The 23141-nt window shown below is 43.0% G+C and carries 15 protein-coding genes, 2 tRNA genes, 3 rRNA genes and 1 pseudogene; 9 read left to right on the forward strand and 12 right to left on the reverse strand.

Going from position 1 to position 23141, the window contains the following annotated elements:
• Positions 1 to 26 precede the first annotated feature (26 nt).
• Positions 27 to 1154 (reverse strand): anhydro-N-acetylmuramic acid kinase, encoded by a 1128-nt coding sequence (locus HUK62_RS01085; protein WP_126039055.1) that lies wholly within the window; start codon positions 1152 to 1154, stop codon positions 27 to 29.
• Positions 1155 to 1217: 63 nt separating this feature from the next.
• On the opposite strand from HUK62_RS01085, the gene tyrS reads away from it, so the two are divergent.
• The 7 genes from tyrS (at position 1218) to HUK62_RS01120 (ending at position 10963) form a co-directional block, all read left to right on the forward strand.
• Positions 1218 to 2450, forward strand: a complete 1233-nt coding sequence (tyrS, locus tag HUK62_RS01090) for a tyrosine--tRNA ligase (protein WP_101495457.1) — start codon at positions 1218 to 1220, stop codon at positions 2448 to 2450.
• A gap of 1294 nt (positions 2451 to 3744) precedes the next feature.
• Positions 3745 to 5282, forward strand: a 16S ribosomal RNA gene (locus HUK62_RS01095).
• A 61-nt stretch (positions 5283 to 5343) separates the two neighbouring features.
• Positions 5344 to 5420 (forward strand) — tRNA-Ile (locus HUK62_RS01100).
• A 68-nt stretch (positions 5421 to 5488) separates the two neighbouring features.
• Positions 5489 to 5564: transfer RNA gene (locus HUK62_RS01105), tRNA-Ala, on the forward strand.
• 447 nt (positions 5565 to 6011) lie between these two features.
• Positions 6012 to 8905 (forward strand): 23S ribosomal RNA (locus HUK62_RS01110).
• A gap of 175 nt (positions 8906 to 9080) precedes the next feature.
• Positions 9081 to 9195 (forward strand): 5S ribosomal RNA (gene rrf / locus HUK62_RS01115).
• The 16S, 23S and 5S rRNA genes sit together here with 2 tRNA genes alongside, the layout of an rRNA operon.
• 610 nt (positions 9196 to 9805) lie before the next feature.
• Positions 9806 to 10963 (forward strand): PQQ-dependent sugar dehydrogenase, encoded by a 1158-nt coding sequence (locus tag HUK62_RS01120; protein ID WP_176536855.1) that lies wholly within the window; start codon positions 9806 to 9808, stop codon positions 10961 to 10963.
• Between the two features lie 34 nt (positions 10964 to 10997).
• Here HUK62_RS01120 and HUK62_RS01125 read toward each other — a convergent pair whose 3' ends face one another.
• The 9 genes and pseudogenes from HUK62_RS01125 to ribF all read right to left on the reverse strand — a co-directional run bounded on the left by HUK62_RS01125 (position 10998) and on the right by ribF (position 19238).
• Positions 10998 to 11624 carry a hypothetical protein gene (locus HUK62_RS01125; RefSeq protein WP_342755708.1) on the reverse strand — a complete coding sequence of 209 codons (627 nt, stop codon included), beginning with the start codon at positions 11622 to 11624 and terminating at the stop codon, positions 10998 to 11000.
• Between the two features lie 156 nt (positions 11625 to 11780).
• Entirely contained in the window at positions 11781 to 12032 is a 252-nt protein-coding gene (locus HUK62_RS18930; protein WP_228723723.1) for a hypothetical protein, read from the reverse strand.
• 639 nt (positions 12033 to 12671) lie between these two features.
• Positions 12672 to 13214 (reverse strand): NAD(P)H-dependent oxidoreductase, encoded by a 543-nt coding sequence (locus tag HUK62_RS01130; protein WP_176536856.1) that lies wholly within the window; start codon positions 13212 to 13214, stop codon positions 12672 to 12674.
• Positions 13215 to 13308: 94 nt separating this feature from the next.
• A pseudogene (locus HUK62_RS01135) lies at positions 13309 to 13701 on the reverse strand (transposase family protein); the annotation flags it as partial.
• A gap of 37 nt (positions 13702 to 13738) precedes the next feature.
• The gene (locus HUK62_RS01140) at positions 13739 to 14143 is read right to left on the reverse strand and encodes a transposase family protein (RefSeq protein WP_176536857.1); all 405 of its coding nucleotides are present in this window, start codon (positions 14141 to 14143) and stop codon (positions 13739 to 13741) included.
• A 178-nt stretch (positions 14144 to 14321) separates the two neighbouring features.
• On the reverse strand, positions 14322 to 14804 hold the full coding sequence (locus HUK62_RS01145) for a peptidylprolyl isomerase (RefSeq protein ID WP_004684162.1): 483 nt from the start codon (positions 14802 to 14804) through the stop codon (positions 14322 to 14324).
• The gene (gene lspA, locus HUK62_RS01150) at positions 14797 to 15336 is read right to left on the reverse strand and encodes a signal peptidase II (protein ID WP_010325539.1); all 540 of its coding nucleotides are present in this window, start codon (positions 15334 to 15336) and stop codon (positions 14797 to 14799) included. Before lspA ends, HUK62_RS01145 begins: the two co-directional genes overlap by 8 nt.
• Positions 15329 to 18172, reverse strand: coding sequence for an isoleucine--tRNA ligase (gene ileS, locus HUK62_RS01155; protein ID WP_176536858.1), 2844 nt, complete (start codon positions 18170 to 18172; stop codon positions 15329 to 15331). The genes lspA and ileS overlap by 8 nt, the downstream gene beginning before the upstream one ends.
• A gap of 64 nt (positions 18173 to 18236) precedes the next feature.
• On the reverse strand, positions 18237 to 19238 hold the full coding sequence (gene ribF / locus HUK62_RS01160) for a bifunctional riboflavin kinase/FAD synthetase (protein WP_176536859.1): 1002 nt from the start codon (positions 19236 to 19238) through the stop codon (positions 18237 to 18239).
• Positions 19239 to 19444: 206 nt separating this feature from the next.
• Between ribF and HUK62_RS01165 the strand changes: the two genes are divergently transcribed.
• Positions 19445 to 20581 (forward strand): TDT family transporter, encoded by a 1137-nt coding sequence (locus tag HUK62_RS01165; RefSeq protein WP_176536860.1) that lies wholly within the window; start codon positions 19445 to 19447, stop codon positions 20579 to 20581.
• A 132-nt stretch (positions 20582 to 20713) separates the two neighbouring features.
• A complete protein-coding gene (locus HUK62_RS01170; protein WP_004684171.1) occupies positions 20714 to 21274 on the forward strand; it encodes a 5'-nucleosidase in 561 nt (186 codons plus the stop codon).
• Positions 21275 to 21334: 60 nt separating this feature from the next.
• On the opposite strand, the gene HUK62_RS01175 is transcribed toward HUK62_RS01170, so the two are convergent.
• Both HUK62_RS01175 and HUK62_RS01180 read right to left on the reverse strand, forming a co-directional pair.
• On the reverse strand, positions 21335 to 21973 hold the full coding sequence (locus HUK62_RS01175) for a TetR/AcrR family transcriptional regulator (RefSeq protein WP_176536861.1): 639 nt from the start codon (positions 21971 to 21973) through the stop codon (positions 21335 to 21337).
• A 358-nt stretch (positions 21974 to 22331) separates the two neighbouring features.
• Positions 22332 to 23132 (reverse strand): ABC transporter ATP-binding protein, encoded by an 801-nt coding sequence (locus tag HUK62_RS01180; RefSeq protein ID WP_176536862.1) that lies wholly within the window; start codon positions 23130 to 23132, stop codon positions 22332 to 22334.
• Between the last annotated feature and the right edge of the window lie 9 nt (positions 23133 to 23141).

Genomic DNA, 23141 nt, shown 5'->3' on the forward strand with positions numbered 1-23141 from the left:
CTAAAAGGTCAGAAGCACTGTGATGTTTAAACCGCGGTAATCGTTCCGAGAATACGGTTACCTTGTGCCCCTGTCACTGTCGGTAAGTTGCCACTGAGTTGCTGGATAAAGCGCATAGCCAACCAAGCAAAGGCGGTTGCTTCTACCCACGTTGGGGCTAAGCCAATGGCGGAGGTGGTTTGTACAGACCAATTGTGTTTACGTAAGCGCCAGCGTAATTGTTCTAAAAGATGCGAGTTATACGCACCACCGCCGCAGACGTAGACTTCACCAGTATCCATATCGGAGCGATAGATGGCTTTTTTAATGGCGCGCGTGGTGAGCTTCATTAAGGTGGCTTGAACATTTTCTGGACTATCTTCAAGCTCGTCATATTCAAGGTCATTGCGCCAGTCGGCAATTTGTTCATCTAACCATTCGAGGTTAAAGTCTTCACGGCCAGTGCTTTTTGGTGGTTCTTTAGAAAAATACTCATGGGATTGGAGCCGATCAAGCAAGCTGCGAATCGGATGGCCGTAAGCTGCCCAATTGCCATTTTCATCGTAGGGCTGTCCAGTAAAGCGTTCACACCAAGCGTCCATTAAAATGTTGGCTGGGCCTGTATCAAAACCGTAGACCTGATCAGGTTGGCCTGCGGGCAACATACTGACATTGGCGATACCACCTAGGTTTAAGATGACGCGATGAATGCTTTCATGTTGGAACATATCTTGGTGAAACGCAGGAACCAGCGGGGCACCTTGGCCACCTGCGGCCATATCACGACGTCGAAAGTCTGAAATCACCGGAATTTGGGTGATTTCAGTGATGATGTTTGGGTCACCAATTTGCAGGGTAAAGCCGTGCTCTGGGCGATGGCGAATGGTTTGTCCATGTGAGCCAATCGCTTTGATTTGACTACGATCTAAATGACTTTGCTCAATCAGCTGATTGATGCCTTCGCCAATCATCTTTGCTAAAGCCACATCTGCCTTGCCCATACGGTCGATTTCGTTGTCACCGGGCAAAGTGAGTGCCATCAGTTCATCGCGTAAATCTGGGTCGAAAGAAAGAGTGAGGGTGGCGTGAAGCTGCAATGGATCAAAAGAAGCAGCAACAATATCAACACCATCCATGCTGGTGCCGGTCATTACCCCAATGTAGATCGCTGTCATGATTATTCTAAAGCCTGCAATGTGCTGAAAAAGTGTTAGTATATCGCACAAATTGAATAACTGATGTGTTTGGGTTTTGTGATGTCAAATTTCCTGCCGGCTGAAGAACAACTTGCTCTCATTCAACGAGGCACGCATGAAATTATTTCTGAAGAAGATCTTCTGAAGAAATTAAAAGAAAATCGTCCTTTAAAAATTAAAGCGGGCTTTGACCCGACTGCGCCTGACTTGCACTTGGGGCATACGGTTTTAATTAATAAACTGAAAACTTTCCAAGACTTGGGTCATGATGTGACCTTCTTGATTGGGGATTATACCGCGATGATCGGTGACCCGACTGGAAAAAGTGCAACACGTCCACCATTGTCGCGTGAGCAAGTGCTTGAAAATGCAAAAACCTATCAAGAACAAGTGTTTAAAATTCTTGATCCTAATAAAACCAAAGTGCGCTTCAACTCAGAATGGTTTGCAACCAAAACAGCGGCTGATTTAATTCAGTTGGCATCACAGCAAACGGTTGCACGTATGCTTGAGCGTGATGACTTCACCAAGCGTTATAACAACCATCAACCAATCGCAATTCATGAGTTTTTATATCCATTGGTTCAAGGTTATGACTCGATTGCCCTTGAGGCGGATGTTGAGTTAGGCGGTACAGACCAAACCTTTAACTTATTGATGGGACGTACACTTCAAGGTCGTTATGATCAAGAAGCACAAGTCTGCATTACAGTGCCCATCCTTGAAGGTTTAGACGGTGTGAACAAAATGTCTAAGTCTTTGGGTAACTATATTGGCGTATTTGATGCACCAGGGGCGATGTATCAAAAAGTCCTTTCGATGCCAGATGCATTAATTGAACGCTATTTCGATTTACTCAGCTTTAAATCCGTTGAGGACATTAAAGTCCTGCTAAACGAAATTGCTGAAGGGCGTAATCCACAAGAAGTGAAAAAGATTCTAGCCCTTGAGTTGGTAGAGCGTTTCCATGGTGCAGAAGCGGCAGAAAATGCACATAAAGGTGCAGGCAATCTGATTACTGAGGGTGAACTACCCGAAGGGACACCTGAAGTGACGATTTCACGCGCTGAATTTGGTGGTGAGTTGTTTATTGCAACGATTCTTCGCGTAGCGGGCTTAAACCCAAATGCAGCAGCAGCAAAAGATGCCGTGGCTCGTGGTGCGGTCAAAGTCGATTGGAACGTGGTCGATATGAGTTTCTCTGTTAAAGAAAATGTCACTTTAATTATCCAGTCGGGTAAAAAAGCCATTGCGAAAGTCACTTTTACTGACTAAGTCAGTACATATATATGCTTTAAGTTATTGATATAAAAGCAGGCTTCGGTCTGCTTTTAATTTTTTAATCTTTATAAAAAAATCAAATAAGAAAATTCAAAAAAACCTTATAAAAACAATGCTTAATTTTTTCCAAAAATATTGCAATTTAAAATGAGTGTGTATATGATTTCAACGTCTAGTCAATGTTTTTAACATCGCTAGAAGGGTCAAAAAGAATAACTCTCCACAGTTTTCAAGTCTCTTCCCCAAGGGACTTTTTTTAAGATAACTATAATAATGACATCTATGGATCAGATAACGATCTAACTCCGAGGAAGAGGTTTTGGGAGAGATCTCTTCCTTTTTTATTGGCAAAAATTTAGTTTTTTAAAATCAATTTCTCGCAGACAAATAACGAGTTGTCATAAAAGTTAGGTGCAACAGACTCTTAAATAAATATGGTCATCACCTTCACAGGTATATAACACTGCGTTTTCTACTTATATTCAGATGCTTCTTATCATCCAGCTTTATCGTGGCTGTTATTTCAGCTCTGTCTTGAATTATTTTGATTGAGATGTGGGTAGAAGAGGGCTTTGCTATTACGCAAATGAAATAAAAAGAGACTAAGCATTGTATTCTTGTTAAATAATTAGGTGCCTTTATAGCGGTGTGGCAGTTTTTCAGCTTAGGCATGTATCAAATATAAAAGAGCTACGTCTTTAGAAAGATGATTTATCAAAAATACAGAGATGGACGGAATACAGAGTGATTTTAAGTCTGAAAACAACATTGCTAGAAGATTGGTAAGACTCTGCTGAAAGAAAAAATAAATGCTAAGGCTTAAATTTCAAACTTAAAAGACTTTTAAAGATTGGAAATGAAATGCTCCTGTTGAAAGAAATAAGAGAAAAAATGATAAATATGATCAATATGATCAAAAAATAGATGAAAAATACGGTTTTTCTTAAATTTTGTAGAAAAAACCAACGCCTGTTTCAAATAAGTGAATTTGGGGGTTGCAAAGCTTTAGAAATCCTCTAGAATGCACCCCATACCGACGAGATAGACGGAAACGAACGAAGCACGAAGTGCTGAGTTGTTAAGTATATTGAGTCCAGCTTCTGGCACTGACGAGGTGTCAGAAAGATCATTAAGAGATTATGAAGAACAACTTGTGTGGATTTTTACTGATTGATCGATCGAAAATATTTCATTGATTGAAGGTAAAAATTACTCGAAGTTTATTTGAGAAATATTTGTCAGAAAATTGATGAGCCAAGATTTGTAGCCATAAGCTACTAATGATTTTTAACTGAAGAGTTTGATCATGGCTCAGATTGAACGCTGGCGGCAGGCTTAACACATGCAAGTCGAGCGGGGAGATGTAGCTTGCTACATTTCCTAGCGGCGGACGGGTGAGTAATGCTTAGGAATCTGCCTATTAGTGGGGGACAACATTCCGAAAGGAATGCTAATACCGCATACGCCCTACGGGGGAAAGCAGGGGATCTTCGGACCTTGCGCTAATAGATGAGCCTAAGTCAGATTAGCTAGTTGGTGGGGTAAAGGCCTACCAAGGCGACGATCTGTAGCGGGTCTGAGAGGATGATCCGCCACACTGGGACTGAGACACGGCCCAGACTCCTACGGGAGGCAGCAGTGGGGAATATTGGACAATGGGCGCAAGCCTGATCCAGCCATGCCGCGTGTGTGAAGAAGGCCTTTTGGTTGTAAAGCACTTTAAGCGAGGAGGAGGCTACTTGGATTAATACTCTAGGATAGTGGACGTTACTCGCAGAATAAGCACCGGCTAACTCTGTGCCAGCAGCCGCGGTAATACAGAGGGTGCGAGCGTTAATCGGATTTACTGGGCGTAAAGCGTGCGTAGGCGGCTTTTTAAGTCGGATGTGAAATCCCTGAGCTTAACTTAGGAATTGCATTCGATACTGGGAAGCTAGAGTATGGGAGAGGATGGTAGAATTCCAGGTGTAGCGGTGAAATGCGTAGAGATCTGGAGGAATACCGATGGCGAAGGCAGCCATCTGGCCTAATACTGACGCTGAGGTACGAAAGCATGGGGAGCAAACAGGATTAGATACCCTGGTAGTCCATGCCGTAAACGATGTCTACTAGCCGTTGGGGCCTTTGAGGCTTTAGTGGCGCAGCTAACGCGATAAGTAGACCGCCTGGGGAGTACGGTCGCAAGACTAAAACTCAAATGAATTGACGGGGGCCCGCACAAGCGGTGGAGCATGTGGTTTAATTCGATGCAACGCGAAGAACCTTACCTGGTCTTGACATAGTAAGAACTTTCCAGAGATGGATTGGTGCCTTCGGGAACTTACATACAGGTGCTGCATGGCTGTCGTCAGCTCGTGTCGTGAGATGTTGGGTTAAGTCCCGCAACGAGCGCAACCCTTTTCCTTATTTGCCAGCGGGTTAAGCCGGGAACTTTAAGGATACTGCCAGTGACAAACTGGAGGAAGGCGGGGACGACGTCAAGTCATCATGGCCCTTACGACCAGGGCTACACACGTGCTACAATGGTTGGTACAAAGGGTTGCTACCTAGCGATAGGATGCTAATCTCAAAAAGCCGATCGTAGTCCGGATTGGAGTCTGCAACTCGACTCCATGAAGTCGGAATCGCTAGTAATCGCGGATCAGAATGCCGCGGTGAATACGTTCCCGGGCCTTGTACACACCGCCCGTCACACCATGGGAATTTGTTGCACCAGAAGTAGGTAGTCTAACCGCAAGGAGGACGCTTACCACGGTGTGGCCGATGACTGGGGTGAAGTCGTAACAAGGTAGCCGTAGGGGAACCTGCGGCTGGATCACCTCCTTAACGAAAGATTGACGATTGGTAAGAATCCACAACAAGTTGTTCTTCATGACGATGTATCTGAGGGTCTGTAGCTCAGTTGGTTAGAGCACACGCTTGATAAGCGTGGGGTCACAAGTTCAAGTCTTGTCAGACCCACCAAATCTGACTAACAAGCATTGTTAAATGCTGAATACAGAAAAACAGAAACATTGACTTATTGATAAGCTGGGGACTTAGCTTAGTTGGTAGAGCGCCTGCTTTGCACGCAGGAGGTCAGGAGTTCGACTCTCCTAGTCTCCACCAAATTCGAGGAAAAACAAAGCAGCGCTTTGTCCGAGAATTTAAGCAAACAGCTATGCTGTGCGCAGGCACACATGGAACGAAGCTTAATCTAAGAAGTTGGATTACAGAAATTAGTAAGTAGATAACTTATTAACTTCTGTGATTTATCACAGTTTCCTGACCTGACGAAGGCTGGAGAAATCATTAACAGAATATATTTGAGTTGAAATAATTTGTTCATACTCGTTTTTAAGATCGACATTAACAGTGATTTATTACTGATTGATGAAGATTGAAGAAATGAGTTACTAGCGAAATTAACTGAATCAAGCGTTTTGGTATGTGAATTGAATTGAAGCTGTACAGTGTTTAAGTGCACAGAACAACAAACTGTAAGGAAGTGATGAGAAATCATCATAGACTGTCTTAATCCTACTTGTAGGGATTAACGACTGTTTGGGGTTGTATAGTCAAGTAATTAAGTGCATGTGGTGGATGCCTTGGCAGTCAGAGGCGATGAAAGACGTAATAGCCTGCGATAAGCTCCGGGGAGGCGGCAAATATCCTGTGATCCGGAGATTTCTGAATGGGGAAACCCACCTGTCATAAGGCAGGTATCGTATGATGAATACATAGTCATACGAGGCGAACGAGGGGAAGTGAAACATCTCAGTACCCTTAGGAAAAGAAATCAATTGAGATTCCCTCAGTAGCGGCGAGCGAACGGGGAAAAGCCCATTAAGTCATATCAGTTTTAGTGGAATGCTCTGGGAAGTGCAACCATAGTGGGTGATAGTCCTGTACACGAAAGGGCTGATATGATGATGTCGAGTAGGGCGGGGCACGTGAAACCTTGTCTGAATATGGGGGGACCATCCTCCAAGGCTAAATACTCCTGACTGACCGATAGTGAACCAGTACCGTGAGGGAAAGGCGAAAAGAACCCCTGTGAGGGGAGTGAAATAGATCCTGAAACCGCATGCATACAAGCAGTGGGAGCCGACTTGTTCGGTGACTGCGTACCTTTTGTATAATGGGTCAGCGACTTACATTCAGTAGCGAGGTTAACCGCATAGGGGAGCCGTAGAGAAATCGAGTCTTAATAGGGCGTTTAGTTGCTGGGTGTAGACCCGAAACCGGGTGATCTATCCATGAGCAGGTTGAAGGTTGGGTAACACTAACTGGAGGACCGAACCCACTGTCGTTGAAAAGCCAGGGGATGACTTGTGGATAGGGGTGAAAGGCTAATCAAACTCGGTGATAGCTGGTTCTCCCCGAAAGCTATTTAGGTAGCGCCTCGGACGAATACCATTGGGGGTAGAGCACTGTTTCGGCTAGGGGGTCATCCCGACTTACCAAACCGATGCAAACTCCGAATACCAATGAGTACTATCCGGGAGACAGACTGCGGGTGCTAACGTCCGTAGTCAAGAGGAAAACAATCCAGACCGCCAGCTAAGGCCCCAAAATTATAGTTAAGTGGGAAACGATGTGGGAAGGCATAGACAGCTAGGAGGTTGGCTTAGAAGCAGCCACCCTTTAAAGAAAGCGTAATAGCTCACTAGTCGAGTCGGCCTGCGCGGAAGATGTAACGGGGCTAAAACTATATGCCGAAGCTGCGGATTTGCAATTTATTGCAAGTGGTAGGGGAGCGTTCTGTAAGCCGATGAAGGTGTATTGAGAAGTATGCTGGAGGTATCAGAAGTGCGAATGCTGACGTGAGTAACGACAATGCGAGTGAAAAACTCGCACGCTGAAAGACCAAGGGTTCCAGTCCAACGTTAATCGGGGCTGGGTGAGTCGACCCCTAAGGCGAGGCCGAGAGGCGTAGTCGATGGGAAATTGGTTAATATTCCAATACTTCTATGTAATGCGATGAGAGGACGGAGAAGGTTAAGTCAGCCTGGCGTTGGTTGTCCAGGTGGAAGGTTGTAGGCATGTATCTTAGGCAAATCCGGGGTACTCTATGCTGAGAACTGATAGCAAGCTGTACTTGTACAGTGAAGTGGCTGATACCATGCTTCCAGGAAAAGTCTCTAAGCTTCAGTTACATAGGAATCGTACCCGAAACCGACACAGGTGGTCAGGTCGAGTAGACCAAAGCGCTTGAGAGAACTCTGCTGAAGGAACTAGGCAAAATGGTACCGTAACTTCGGGAGAAGGTACGCTGCCGACGGTGATAGGATTTACTCCTTGAGCTATTGGCAGCCACAGAAACCAGGCCCCTGCAACTGTTTATTAAAAACATAGCACTCTGCAAACACGAAAGTGGACGTATAGGGTGTGATGCCTGCCCGGTGCTGGAAGGTTAATTGATGGGGTTAGCGTAAGCGAAGCTCTTGATCGAAGCCCCAGTAAACGGCGGCCGTAACTATAACGGTCCTAAGGTAGCGAAATTCCTTGTCGGGTAAGTTCCGACCTGCACGAATGGCATAATGATGGGGGCGCTGTCTCCAGCAGAGACTCAGTGAAATCGAATTCGCCGTGAAGATGCGGTGTACCCGCGGCTAGACGGAAAGACCCCGTGAACCTTTACTGCAGCTTGACATTGAACTTTGATCTTACTTGTGTAGGATAGGTGGGAGGCTTTGAAACCGAGACGCTAGTTTCGGTGGAGCCAATCTTGAAATACCACCCTGGTAATATTGAGGTTCTAACTCTGTCCCGTTATCCGGGACGAGGACCATGTCTGGTGGGTAGTTTGACTGGGGCGGTCTCCTCCTAAAGAGTAACGGAGGAGTACGAAGGTGCGCTCAGCGTGGTCGGAAATCACGCGTAGAGTATAAAGGCAAAAGCGCGCTTAACTGCGAGACCCACAAGTCGAGCAGGTACGAAAGTAGGTCTTAGTGATCCGGTGGTTCTGTATGGAAGGGCCATCGCTCAACGGATAAAAGGTACTCTGGGGATAACAGGCTGATACCGCCCAAGAGTTCATATCGACGGCGGTGTTTGGCACCTCGATGTCGGCTCATCTCATCCTGGGGCTGAAGCAGGTCCCAAGGGTATGGCTGTTCGCCATTTAAAGAGGTACGCGAGCTGGGTTTAGAACGTCGTGAGACAGTTCGGTCCCTATCTACCGTGGGCGTTGGAAATTTGAGAGGATCTGCTCCTAGTACGAGAGGACCAGAGTGGACGAACCTCTGGTGTACCGGTTGTGACGCCAGTCGCATCGCCGGGTAGCTATGTTCGGAAGGGATAACCGCTGAAAGCATCTAAGCGGGAAGCCTACCTCAAGATAAGATTTCCCTAGGACTTTATGTCCTCTAAAGAGCCGTTGAAGACTACGACGTTGATAGGTTGGATGTGGAAGCATAGTGATATGTGAAGCTGACCAATACTAATTGCTCGTGAGGCTTGACTATACAACACCCAAACAGTTGGTGTTGTGGTTCAAATCACTGCAAACAACTTGATTTAGTTATAAAGCTAGATAAAATATCCAACTCAAATATACCTGTTAATAACTCATTTGATGAAAGTTAGGCACGAAGAGCACTGCTCTGAGGTTAGACCCAACGAATAGTCATAAACAGTTGTGCTGGCGACAATAGCAAGAGTGAACCACCTGATCCCTTCCCGAACTCAGAAGTGAAACCTCTTAGCGCTGATGGTAGTGTGGAGTTATCCATGTGAGAGTAAGTCATCGCCAGCTCATTAATTCAAAATCCCTCTAACTCAAATGAGATAGGGGGATTTTTTTATGCAGAGAAGGTTAAATAATATAAATGAGAGAAAAGAAGAATATTAGCTAAAATAGCCGTTAATATTTAATAGGTTTAGTTTTTATCACTTGAATTTGATGGTTTTTTCTTCACTAAAAGAAATTTTAACTAAGTATCTGCATGTATTTTGAGTAATTAAACAGCTATTTCATCTATATCCGTTGGAAAAGAATGGCTATAGTTAACTCGTGATCATGCAAAATATGCCAAAACAGGTTTTGATTTAGATTTTAATGTGCTCAATAAAAAAGAAACCCCGACATCCTGTCGAGGTTTCTTTGTATTTCAGTGCTTAGATACAACTCCTGTCATATCACACATCCTGATGCTCAAACTGATTATTGTTGTTTTAAGTTTGGGAAACGTCCTGTCTCCTGATGTGTTTAATATATGCGGTAAGCTGTTTTAAGGTTAGTGGTCACTTTCCTCAGTATTTGTAAGCTTTGACTTACACAGATTCATCTTGTTACCAAAGCGGATAACCTTGTACTTATGATTTCTCTACAATGAATGGTGATCGTGCATTTAATGGGGAAGGCAATGCTGAGCAAAAAAGCTTTTTGTTTGTTGATTACAGTGAGTGCATTTTTGGGCTTAATGGCATGTCATGCACAAAGATCAGCGGAGTCAGCAGCACATGAACAACAGGACAGTTCTGCTTCTTTAGGCACATCTATACACCTCAAACGTATTTCTGAATTCAATGAGCCATGGGCATTAGCGGTATTGCCTGATGGGCGATTATTGATTACTGAAAGATCAGGACAGTTGATTTTATTTAATCCGATAGATCAGACAAAGACTCTCATTAGGAATATACCTAAAGTGGCTTATGGTGGTCAGGGCGGATTAGGCGATATTGCTTTACATCCTGAGTTTGCACAAAACCATCAAATTTATCTTAGCTATGCAGAAGCAGTGCAAGGTGGTTATGGTGCGGTTGTGATTCGTGCTGATTTGAATTTAGATCAGGCGCAGCCACAATTAGACAACCTTAAAACGATATGGAAACAAGTACCCAAGGTGCGCGGGCAGGGACATTATGCACATCGGATGTTATTTGATGGTGCAGGGAAATTATGGATTAGTTCGGGAGAACGGCAAAAGTTTGAGCCTGCACAAGATTTAACATCGAACCTTGGAAAAATGATTCGCTTGAATGATGATGGTTCGGTTGCTTCAGATAATCCATTTCAGATGCAGGGTGATGTCGCAAAACAAATATGGAGTTTGGGGCATCGTAATCCTTTGGGAATGGCCTTGGATGCCAAAAAACAACTTTGGGTGGTTGAAATGGGCCCCAAAGGTGGGGATGAGCTTAATTTAATTCAAAAGGCCAAAAACTATGGTTATCCAATCGTTTCGAATGGTGATCATTATAGTGGTTTGAATATCCCTGACCACGTCACACGACCTGAGTTTGAAGCGCCGAAATTAGACTGGACCCCTGTGATTTCTCCATCGAGTTTGATTTTTTATACGGGACAGATGTTTCCAAAGTGGCAGGATAAAGCCATCATTGGTGGGCTTTCATCTGAAGCATTAATTATTGTAGACACCACAGCGCAGCCAGTAAAAGAAATCCAACGTATAGATATGAAAGAACGTATCCGTGGTTTACAACAAGCGAAAGATGGCAGTATTTGGGTGATTGAGGATGGGAAAAATGCTGATTTAATTCAGTTGCTTTCACATTAATCACCCAAACAGAATATTGCGAGGAAAGACAGTCTTAACGCGCAGCATATTGATCGGCATTGAAGACATTGGCTTGGATCTGTATCAGTTTTCGTTGTCCTTGTTTGCCATTCATCCGCCAATGGGCAATTTTAATATTATCGATCAAGGCGACATCCCCTTTTTGCCACTGGAGCAAGAGTGCATCGTTATATAAGGCTTCAAAGAAGTGCTGTTTTTCCTGATCGGTCCATTCAATTTTTTCACCTTCATGGGTGAAAAGTTCCCATGACAGTTGCATGCAATTAGCCGTAGGGTCTAGTTGAAGCTTTCCTCGATGCTTAAAGCTTTTTTGTGCAGCTTGGTGGGCAAAAGCGTTGGTATTGTTTGCAAAAGCCCACGGCTCGATCATCAACTTTTGCGTGTTCGGGTGTATGACAACGAAAGGTGAGCGTTTTAAGGTCAGTTTGCTTTCTTTATTTGGTTGTTTGTTGAAACGAAAGGGCTTTTTGTTTAATAGCAAGCGATCAAATAGATTGACTTTACGTGTTGAAATATAAGAAAAATGATTCCATGCGCCTAAGTATTTTTGTTGTACGCTGACTGGAAAATGGGTCCAAATTTTTTCGAGGTTATTAAACCCTGTTTCGAGTAAGTAGTCCGCAGGTTCTTGGCAAAACAAGGCAATATAACGTGAGCGGGTCGAATGTAGGCAACCTTCGACATGTGGACCTTGAATTGAGTTTTCAATAGAGCCTAATTCTACCGTATTGCAGTTGAGGTAAGGTCTATCATCACCTGTACGATTTTCGCTATATTTACGAATGAAAGAGGCAAACTAACCTGATTTTTTAGGCGTAAATGTATGCCAAGGTTCAAGCTGAAAATGATATTCGATGAGCTCATGAAATTCATACTGACGTTGTAATTTAAAGCCGCGAAATAATAAGATGCCGTACTGATGCAACTCTTGCATAAGTTCCGTACGATGGACTCTAACGTAGGCGGCTAGAGCATCTACATCTGTATATTCGGAGTCAGCGGCATAAATTTTGCAATAATCATTTAAAAGTGTGGTGTTTAGTTGCATGTGAATATTCTCTATTGTTGTTTTTTTAATTTATTGTATTGAACTGATCCATTTTGGCTGAATCAGTAAATGTTCAGTGGGCGAGAGTATAAAGTGTAGTTCGAGCGCCAGATGTAATATTTCGTTGTACAGAAGAACATGCCGACAAACGGTGAAAGTCTTAATATTTGATGGATCTAATTTATAGATTAGCGCTTAAATAGGTACGTTGGACGGAAATGATTACTTGGGAAGCATTCTGTGTTTATCTATATGTTTTATATTTTTATAATATTTAAGTTGAGAAAGACATCCAGTCAGACTAATTTTAATTTGTATTCACGAGTTTATTCTAAAGTATTGAAGCATATAAGAGGTTCGTTAATATCTGATCTAGATTTGGGCTTTTAGAGAAATATTGAGCTAAAAATCAATACAATTAAAAAGCCCCCGACATCCTGTCGAGGGCTTTTTAAATTCTTTCAAGCGGTATAACTCCTGTCCTACCGATCAGCATCCTGCTGTGTATGTTGTTATTTTTGTTTTTAATCTGAGACATCCTGTCTCTGTATGATTTAACTATAGCGTTGATGTTTATTATTGAAAAGCCGACAAATACTTAAGTTACTGTAAGCAATAGCGTACAGAGGAATCTCATGCTTATGCGCTGACATATTTAATAAGTTTATCAATTGCTGCTTTTAGATTCTTCTCATCAAAAGGATTTGGTTCAAAATCTTCGGTTTTATTGCGTGAAAAAATATCTCGAATTTCAATCACCGCATTGGTATCGACCAGACCGAGCTGAGTACCGACTTGGCGAATTTGGTCGATGGAGCGTGAGCCATTGGTCCCGCCATAACTGATATAGGCCGCAGGCTTACCTTGCCATTCTTTGCCTAAGTAATCTAAGGCATTTTTAAGCGCAGGGCTATAACCATGATTGTATTCGGGGCTAATGAAAATAAAGGCATCGCCTTGCGCAATGTGGTCGGCCCATGCTTGTTGTTTGGGTTGATCATAAATCCCTGTCATAGGAGGATTGGCACCTGAAAAAATCGGCAACCCCCACTCTTTTAAGTCGACCAATTCGAGTTGGACCGTATTGAGTTCTAGTTGTTCAAAGCCTTTTTGCACCCATCGCGCAACTTTAATGGCTGTCCGACCTTTGCGCACACTGCCTATAATGACCTGAATTTTCATGAAAAATCCTTGGGAAAATAAATGTGATTACGCTACGGTAGTATGAAAATTAGGCTTTGCATAGATTAGACTTCCTTCATAAATCATTTTTCAATCAATTTAATTGTTTATCTTTCACCCAATCTAAATTGTATATGCCAGCAAGTAAATTAAACCGCAGGTTTAATCTTTTACGACGATTTCTATATACACAAGATAAAATCTTAAAACATTTCATCCTTCCAAATACATGCTCTACTTGAATTCGTCTACGACCAATCTCTCTATTTAACTTTTTTAATTCAGAATCTAGTTTTTCAGTTTTCTTTGCTTTAGATGGCATGAGGCATCCAAAACCCAATTTCTTTATCCCTAAATACCCCTTATCAACAATAAAAAAGGGCTTAAATTTTAATTTCCTCATGCTTTTTTTAAATATTTTAAAATCATGCATGCTTCCATGACTTCCACATACACTCAGTATTTCACCTGTTGTATAGTGCATAGATAGCTGAAATTTAAAGGTATGTCGCTTTTTTTTACCGCTATACCATTTCTTCTGTTTTTTTTGGACGTTGAACTAATATTTCAGTTGCATCAATCACAACAACTTCCCAATCCACTTCATCTCGATTAGGAAGTTGTTTTGGCAAGTTAAATTTTCCAGAACGGATTAAGGTATCTTCAATAACACGTGTAATACGAATTGCACTCGTTTCAGATACACCGTAACTCATACCAAGATGGAAAAATGTTCGATATTCTCTCCAATATTCTATACATAAGAGCAAGCGATCTTCCAACGGTAATTTATGCGGTCGTCCTTTACCAATATGACGAGGTAAATGCTTATTTAGCTCGGCCAACATGAGGTTAAATGTAGCCCAACTAACACCGCTAAGCCTACGAAACTTAACGTCTGATAATTTTTGAATATCTTTGAATTTCATCCAAGGATTATCTCTTGAATTAAATAATTTTGCTGATTAATTTAAGATCAAATAAATTGTACGTTTTTTGATTTATGACGGAAGTCTATTGAATATGTATCTGATTGACCAATGTTTGAGGCATTAAAAAAGCCCCCGAAGGAGCTTTAAATGACACACAGACAATCGATCTGTGGCTTTACATAATTTTGATGCCTTGTTGGCCAGCAGGCGTCACTTTGAAGATTTCAACTTCAAAGGTAATATCTTTACCTGCCAATGGATGGTTAAAGTCGACTTCGGTGATGTCATCACCTACAGTTTTCACTACGCCATACAGGCTTTGTTTGGCTTTGTCTTCAAACTCGATCATGTGCCCTTCAATAGGACGCTGTTCAAATTTGACCGTATCAAACTGTTGTACGTTTTCAGGATTCCACGGGCCAAAAGCATCTTCTGGTGGTAGGCTCACCGTACGACGGTCGCCAGCACGTAAACCGAACAGGGCTTTTTCAAAACCAGGAAGTAAGCTGCCATCACCCATCACCAGGCTCACAGGCTCTTCACGGCTACGTGTGTTATCAATTTCTACGCCATTTTCAATGCACACAGAAAAATGTAACTCTACTTTTGAACCTTCGCTTACGCGAGTTTCTTCATTGGGATTAATAAAATCAGTCATGGTTTACTTCGGCACGTTGGATACGGTTTTTTTCGAGAAAAAAGGTATCGATCAACAAAAGGATCGTTCCTAGTGTAATCGCACTATCTGCAATATTAAACGCAGGGAAGTGGCTGTTTTGATAGTACACATGAATAAAATCAACCACGTAGCCTAAGGTTACACGGTCAATTAAATTCCCTATAGCACCACCTAAAATAAGAGCAATCGCGATGGGCAGCACTTTCACGGTTTTGGGCATACGCATTAGCCAAAACAGAAAAATGACAGACACAATACCTGCAAGAGAGGTAAAGAAATAACGTTGCCAGCCGCCCGCATCGGATAAGAAACTAAAGGCTGCGCCATAGTTATGCAATAAAGTCCAATTTAAAAAGGGCAGGACTGGTACTGGATCTGCATAATTCAGATGGGTACTGGCAATCCATTTGGTCCATTGATCTAAGACAATCGCTAGAATCGCCAAACCTACCCACACTAAATTGTGCGGATAGAATTGGAATAAGCCCTTTTTATGTTGTGGGTTAGGCATACTTTCTCTCTTCGCCTTGGCCTGTAGGAAGGTTGATAATACAACGACCACATAAACCTGGATGTGTAACATGTGTATTCACATCTGGCAGCACATGCCAGCAGCGTACACATTTTTCACCATCAGCCGCAGAGACTTGCACATTCAGACCTGCCAGATCAGAGGCTTCACCTTGAGTTGCATCGAATGCATTGACCAAGACTTGTGAAGTGATCATAACAAAGCGAAGTTCATCATCTAAACGATCCAGTACGTCTTTGAGTTCTGCATCTGCCCACAGTTCAACTTTGGCAGAGAGATTTGAACCCACGATTTTCGCGGTACGCGCAGTTTCGATGAATTTGTTGACCGCAGACTTCACCGCAATCAGCGTTTGCCAATCGGCTTCAGACAACAAGTTTGCTTTTGAAGCCACAGGAATGTCATACCATTCCGCAGTGAACACATATTTCTCAGTTTGTTCTGGAATGAGTGGCCATGCTTCTTGAGCGGTAAAGCTTAAGATTGGTGACATCCAACGTACAAAGGCTTGCACCAAATGATACAGCGCAGTTTGAGCTGAATGGCGCGCTTGTGAGTCTGCTTTGGTGGTGTACTGACGATCTTTGATGATGTCGAGATAGAAACCACCTAAGTCATTGATACAGAAGCTCGTCAATGCATTGGTCACAATATGGAAGTTCATCTCTTCATAGGCTTGCTGAATGGTTTTCTGCACTTCAGCCGCACGTTGTAAGATGTATTGATCCAATGCAATCAGTTGGTCGACTGGCAACGCATCTGTCGATGGTTTGAAGCCATTCAAGTTCGCTAACAAGAAACGTAAGGTATTACGGATACGACGATAACCATCTGATGCGCGGCTAAAGATTTCTTTACCTGCGGTCATTTCATAACGGTAATCTGCCGAAGCAATCCAGAAGCGTAAGCCATCTGCACCCATGTCTTTAATAATGTCTTGTGGGGTGATGATGTTGCCTAATGACTTAGACATCTTACGACCTTTCTCATCCACGACGAAACCGTGAGTGAGTAAGCCTTTATATGGCGCACGTTGATTAATCGCAATTGAGGTGAGCAATGACGATTGGAACCAGCCACGATGTTGGTCTGAACCTTCAAGATATAAGTCTGCTGGATCTTGTAATTCTTCACGTTCACGTAGCACAGCATAGTGCGTTGTGCCTGAGTCGAACCACACGTCTAAAGTGTCACGAACACAGTTGTACTGTTCCGCTTCATCACCAATGAAGTCGCTGGCATCACGGTTGTACCAACCATCAATCCCTTCTTGTTCGATCAATTTCGCGACTTCTTCGATCAACTCGGCTGTGCGCGGATGGAGTTCGTTGGTGTCTTTATGCACGAAGAATGGGATTGGCACACCCCAAGTCCGTTGACGCGAAATACACCAGTCTGGACGACCTTCGATCATGGCTTGAATACGGTTTTTACCCCAATCAGGCACAAAGCTGATCTCGTTTTCAATCGCATTTAAAGCATTTTGACGTAAACCTTGTGCATCCATGCTGATAAACCACTGTGGGGTCGCACGGAAGATAATTGGCGTTTTATGGCGCCAGCAGTGTGGGTAGCTGTGTTTGATCGGTTGATGTGCCCATAAGCGACCAACTGCATCCAATGCTTCAATGATTTTTGGATTGGCTTTGTAGATGTGCTCGCCTGCAAAAATTGGTGAAGTTGGTAAATACACACCATTACCACCCACTGGGTTTTCAACTTTTAAGTTGTACTGTAAGCCAACTTTATAGTCGTCTACACCATGGCCAGGTGCCGTATGTACCGCCCCCGTACCGCTGGTTGCAATCACGTGTTCACCTAAAATCACAGGCACTTGGCGATCGGTCAGTAACGGGTGCTGTAATAATAGGTTTTCGATTGCTGAGCCGTTAAAATCAGCGAGAACCACAGGGTTTTCAAGCTTATAACGCTCAACTGCCGACTCAACCAAGTCTTTGGCTAAAATAAAGTTTTGCACGCCACGGTCGGTGCTAACTTGAACCAGTTGATAGTCAATTTCAGCATGGACGGCAACCGCTTGGTTTGCAGGCAAAGTCCAAGGCGTGGTGGTCCAAATTACGATATCTGTTGCAGCGTCTACGTTGAGATTTAAACGTGCGCTTAAGTCTTTTAAGTCGACAACCGTGAAGCCAACGTCAATCGCGTCAGATTTTTTATCTTCATATTCCACTTCGGCTTCAGCCAAAGCTGAACCACAGTCTAAACACCAATTCACAGGTTTAAGACCTGGTTCGATATGGCCTGCTTTTGCAATCGCGCCAACAGAGCGCACAATATCCGCTTCTTGCTTAAAGTTCATGGTCAGGTAAGGATTGTCCCAGTCACCAAACACGCCCATACGCACAAAGTCTTTCTTTTGCAGTTCAACTTGGGTGTAAGCATATTCACGGCAGGCTTTACGGAAAGTAGAAGCATCCACCTTCACGCCCACTTTACCGACTTTCTCTTCTACTTTCAGTTCAATTGGAAGGCCGTGACAGTCCCAACCTGGTACATAAGGGGCATCGAAGCCGTCGAGAATACGACTTTTAATAATGATATCTTTTAAAACTTTATTGACCGCATGACCCAAGTGAATTTGGCCATTTGCATAAGGAGGGCCGTCATGCAAGACATATTTTTTCTTGCCAATACGCGACGCACGAATCTGCTGATAAATGTTGTCGGCATACCACTCTTCTAACCATTTTGCTTCACGCACCGCAAGGTTTGCTTTCATAGCAAATTCGGTACCTGGGAGGTTGAGTGTGGCTTTATAATCCACTGCATTTTCAGTAGTTTGCTTATCGCTCATGCAAGATGTCTTCCAATTTAATCAGCGGCTCGGCTGACGCGTTTTACATAAAATTGATTGGTATTTAAAAGGGAAATGTGGGGGTGTTTTGGCGGAACTCAAGCAGTTTCACCACATCATCATCAATTCCCGCTTTTAGTGCTTCCAGCGAAGGGTAGTTCTTTTCACCATGTAAGTAGTTCAAGAAAGTGACCCGCATTAACAAGCCATACAGATTAGCAGAAACATCAGGGAAATGTACTTCTAATCGCCATTCTGGCTGTGCTTGTTGAATGGCTGGACGTGTTCCGACATGACCCGCACCAAAAAGCGCTGAATGGTCATATCCTGCAACCCCTAATCGATCAGGGTGGTCTGCTTTCACTTTGTCGCGTAAAGACGTAGTTTCACACATCACATCTACACCATAAATGCCGTTTAAACAGGGTTTATGTCGGTTTAAACGTACATTAATAGTTGGAAAATCAAGGGTTCGGCCAATTTGGTCGCCATATTGTACCCGACCCGTAATGCTATAAGGGCGCCCTAATAACTGAGCAGCCAGCGCCAAGTCCCCTGCGGCCAGTGTTTGGCGAATCCGAGTTGAACTGACGCGTTCACCTTCTGCGAGGATGGTTTCTAGATTGTGGACTTGAAAACCATAGTTTTCTAGAAATTCGCTGTTGCCTTGGCGGTTTTTACCAAAGTGAAAGTCATCGCCTAAAACCAAACTTTGGGCATTGAGTTTTTCTTTTAAAATATCGGCAAATTGTTCTGCACTTAAACTGCGGAAGCTGTTGTCAAATTTCGCGACCGCAATATAGTCCACACCCAGCTCAGTTAAATATTCGACTTTTTCACGTAATGATGAAATACGCGGTGGAGCATCATAACCTTTAAAGAATTCAAGTGGTTGAGGCTCAAAAATCATCACCACTGTTTTTAGATTTTGTTGTTTTGCAACGGCTTTGAGCTGATGAATCATGGCTTGATGACCCAAATGCACCCCGTCAAAATTACCGATGGTGACAGCGGTTTTTTCTAATTGGGTATTTGAAGGCAAAGCATTTAGACGGAGCAGCTTCATGGGCAAATCAAGTGCTTGGAATTAAGAACGGCTTATATATTGCCATATTCTTGGGCATTCGTCTTGTGGTTGTTTTTTGACAACGCAAAATTTAGTGCAAAGCATATTTATATCAATTTTATTGATTTATTTAATATAAATTAATCAATTTTTCTTATTTATAAATTTGATTAGTATAAATGTAGATTTTAAATGAGGCCGAACTCATGCAAAAACCATTTACACAACTTGGACAGCGCCACAATATCATTCGTCAGTTCACCCCCAACTGGTTCACTGTCAGTATGGGAACAGGTGTCGTGGCGTTAATTGTATCAGAGTTTCCGATGTTAAAGGCACTCACATGGCAACTCGGCACAGGGCTGTGGTATTTCAATATTTTACTGTTCGTACTTTTTAGTGTGCTATATAGCTTACGTTGGGCATTTTATCCGCACGAAGCCAAACAGATTTTTCAACATCCAAGCATGAGCCTATTTTTAGGGACGATTCCGATGGCGCTGGCCACCATCCTCAATGGCTTTTTAAAGTATGGTCAGTTTATTTATGGCGACACAGCTGTACAGATTGCGCAAACGCTCTGGTATGCCGATGTGGTCTTGGCACTCTTGGTGGCGTGGGCAGTTCCTTTTGCCATGTATCGACATCAGGAGCATGCTTTACAGCAGATGACTGCGGTGTGGTTATTGCCAATAGTGGCCTGTGAAGTTGCAGCCAGCAGTGGTGGTTTATTGCTGGGGCATTTGGCAGCTGATACTCATGCTGTTGCGATTTTATTGGGCAGTTATGTGTTGTGGGGTGTTTCAGTATTACCCGCCTTTGCTATTTTAACGATTTTAATGTTGCGGTTGGTCTTACATAAACTGCCTGAAAAAGAGTTGGCGGTCAGCAGTTGGTTGGCTTTGGGACCGATAGGCACTGCTGCTTTGGCGTTATTGGTTCTGGGGCATCAGGCACCGATGCTGATGGCGAGTTTGGGCTTAGCACAACTGGGTCAGTTATTTCAGCAGGCGGGAATTTTGGCCAGTTTAATTCTGCTGGGTTTTGGACTGTGGTGGTTGGGAATTGCGGTGCTGACGACTTTGCACCATGCCAAACAGGACTTACCGTTTAATTTGGGTTGGTGGGGACTGACTTTTCCATTGGGCGTATATACACTGGCAATCTTAACTCTAGCCCAACAACTTAATTTGGCCTTCTTGTATGCCGTTGGCTATGCTTTTGCAGCCATACTGATGTTGTTATGGAGTTTGGTCGCAACCAAAACGGCACACGGTTTTTATCAAGGTCATTTGTTCTTTTCGCCGTGCTTAAAAACCTATTTAGAACAGCAGTATAAATGAGGTCTACAATCCTTTCAGTTTAAAGCGCCATTTGATCTTATATATGTTGTTTGAGCAGAGACCAGAGGCGCTTTTCTTTCGGATCGATTTGTTTTCTAATGACACGCATGAAGTCTGTTAATTGAGTATTTTATGTCGGATGTTGCACTAATCATGGCTTTGCCGAATGAGTCTAAAGGATTGTTTGAGCAAGCAGGGATTGAAGTTCATTACAGCGGTATTGGTAAAGTCAACGCGGCTTATAAAGCATTTGAAGTGATTCAAAAAACAGGCTGTAAAACCCTGATTAATTTAGGTACAGCAGGCAGTACTTATTTTGATAAGCATGAATTGGTTGAAGTTTCTCAATTTGTACAACGCGACATGGATGTCTCTCCACTGGGTTTCGCTGTCGGCTTTACCCCATTTGACACCATGCATCCTGCGGAAATTCATTTAGAACCGTTTTTCCAACAACTCCGCACTGGTATATGTGGAACAGGGGATAGCTTTGAAACGGGTGAACCCAAAGTACCGTGTCATTTGGTTGATATGGAAGGATATGCGCTGGCAAAGGTCTGTAAAAAACAGGGTGTCCGTCTGATTTCGGTCAAATATATTTCAGATGGTGCCAACGACACCGCGCATTTGGACTGGGAAGACAATTTGTTATTGGGAGCTCAGAAATTATTAGCATTATTTGAAAGTATCTGAGGCTTTGATTCTGTCTTTTTCAATTCGGCGACCATAGAGTGCTATGGTCGTATGCCAAAATTACTCAGCTTTGAATAATGCAGACGGTGTTCGCGGGATCACGCCATACAGCATCATATGCACGGTATGTTGAATGACTCGTTGTTGCATACTGCGGTTACGTAGGGTTTTACCTGTCACCATTTCCATTTGCGTGGCAAAATCAGCATAGTTTTGTGTTAATGCCCAAATGTTGAGGATTAACAGCTCAGGGTCTATTTCAGTTGAAATTTTACCTTGCTCTTGCCAATTACTAATGACTTTGGCTTTACGTTTGACCAACTTCTTTAAAGGCCCTTTGAGGATTTCCAAAATATGCGGAGCCCCTTGGATCACTTCTAAAGCAAACAAGCGAGACGCTTTCGGTTGAGTCCGAGAAACCTCAATCTTTTGCAATAAGTAGTTGGTGATCGCTTCTTCCGGCTCTAAGTCAGCTTCTAACATTTGTAGTGGGGCTAACCATTTTTGTAAAACCGTCGTTAAAACTTCAACGTACAAAGCTTCTTTATTTTCATAGTAATAGAAAATATTTGATTTGTGCATTTCAGCAATCTGTGCGATTTCATCTAAGCTTGCTCCATTAAATCCATAGAGCGAGAAGACATCTAGTGCAGCATTCAGCAGCTGGAGGCGTTTTTGAGTACTCTTTTTCTGTTCCATTCTGTAATTTAAAAAACAATAAAAAGGGGAAGGACAAATTGTACGGCAAATCATCAGATTTGTGCACAAAGTGGAAATTTAATTTTTTGAATAATGATCATTTATTCTGTAGATTGGCTCTTAAATTGCGATAAATTCTAAACGTTGTCCAATAAAATATAATTATATAAAAACTATTTTGTCTAAACTATATGAAATGATTCAATGGGAAATAGCAAGTTTTGATAAAAATAACGTGAAATTTATTACATTATTTAAACTAAAGTATGCTTAAGTGATATGAAAGTCTTTAGCTTTTTTTACTGAAATTTAGCATAAAAAATCCTTAGCACCTCAAGCTAAGAATTTTTTAGTCAACTTATGTGGCTAAAACGGCATTTAACACCTGCTGTTCAAGGGTATTGAACTGCATATCTTTGACGCGAGGGCGGGGTAGATCGACTTGAAACTCTTTGGCAATATGGCCACGGTCTAGCAAAATAATCCGATCGGCCAGTTGAACGGCCTCACTGACATCATGGGTGACTAAAATGGCGGTAAAGCCCTGTTCCGTCCATAATTTTTCAATCAAATTCTGCATATCTAAGCGGGTTAAGGCATCGAGTGCTCCCAAAGGTTCATCGAGCAATAAAATCCGTGGTTTATGCGATAAAGCTCTTGCCAAAGCGGTCCGTTGACGCTGTCCCCCAGAGAGCTGCGAAGGCCAAAGTCCCGCTTTTTCTTTGAGTCCGACTTTTTCAAGCAGACCCGAGGCAGTGGCATGTTGTTGTTTCGGCAAACCTAGTTGTACGTTTTGTTCAATTGAGCGCCATGGTAACAGTCGTGGATCTTGGAACATGACCCGTATATCGTCTGCTGTAATCCCTTCGCGGAGGTGTCGCGCGGACTTAAATTTAATTTCGCCGTAGCTTTGTTGTTCTAAGTTGGCAATCAGGCGCAGCAGGGTACTTTTACCACAACCACTGCGTCCGACAATGGCTAAAAACTCACCCGGCTGAATATGTAGATCTAAGTCTTCAAGGACTTTAACTGAACCATAAAACTTATGCAGTTGCTCGATAATAATTTCGGCCCCAAGCACCGCTTGAGGGTTGATGTCTTGATTGTGATTTGGCGGCGACGGAATATTGGCATGGCGACCAAGGCTTGAATCAGTCATCTCAGACTC

The sequence above is a fragment of the Acinetobacter sp. NEB 394 genome (assembly GCF_013374795.1).
In the GTDB taxonomy this organism is placed as follows: domain Bacteria; phylum Pseudomonadota; class Gammaproteobacteria; order Pseudomonadales; family Moraxellaceae; genus Acinetobacter; species Acinetobacter johnsonii.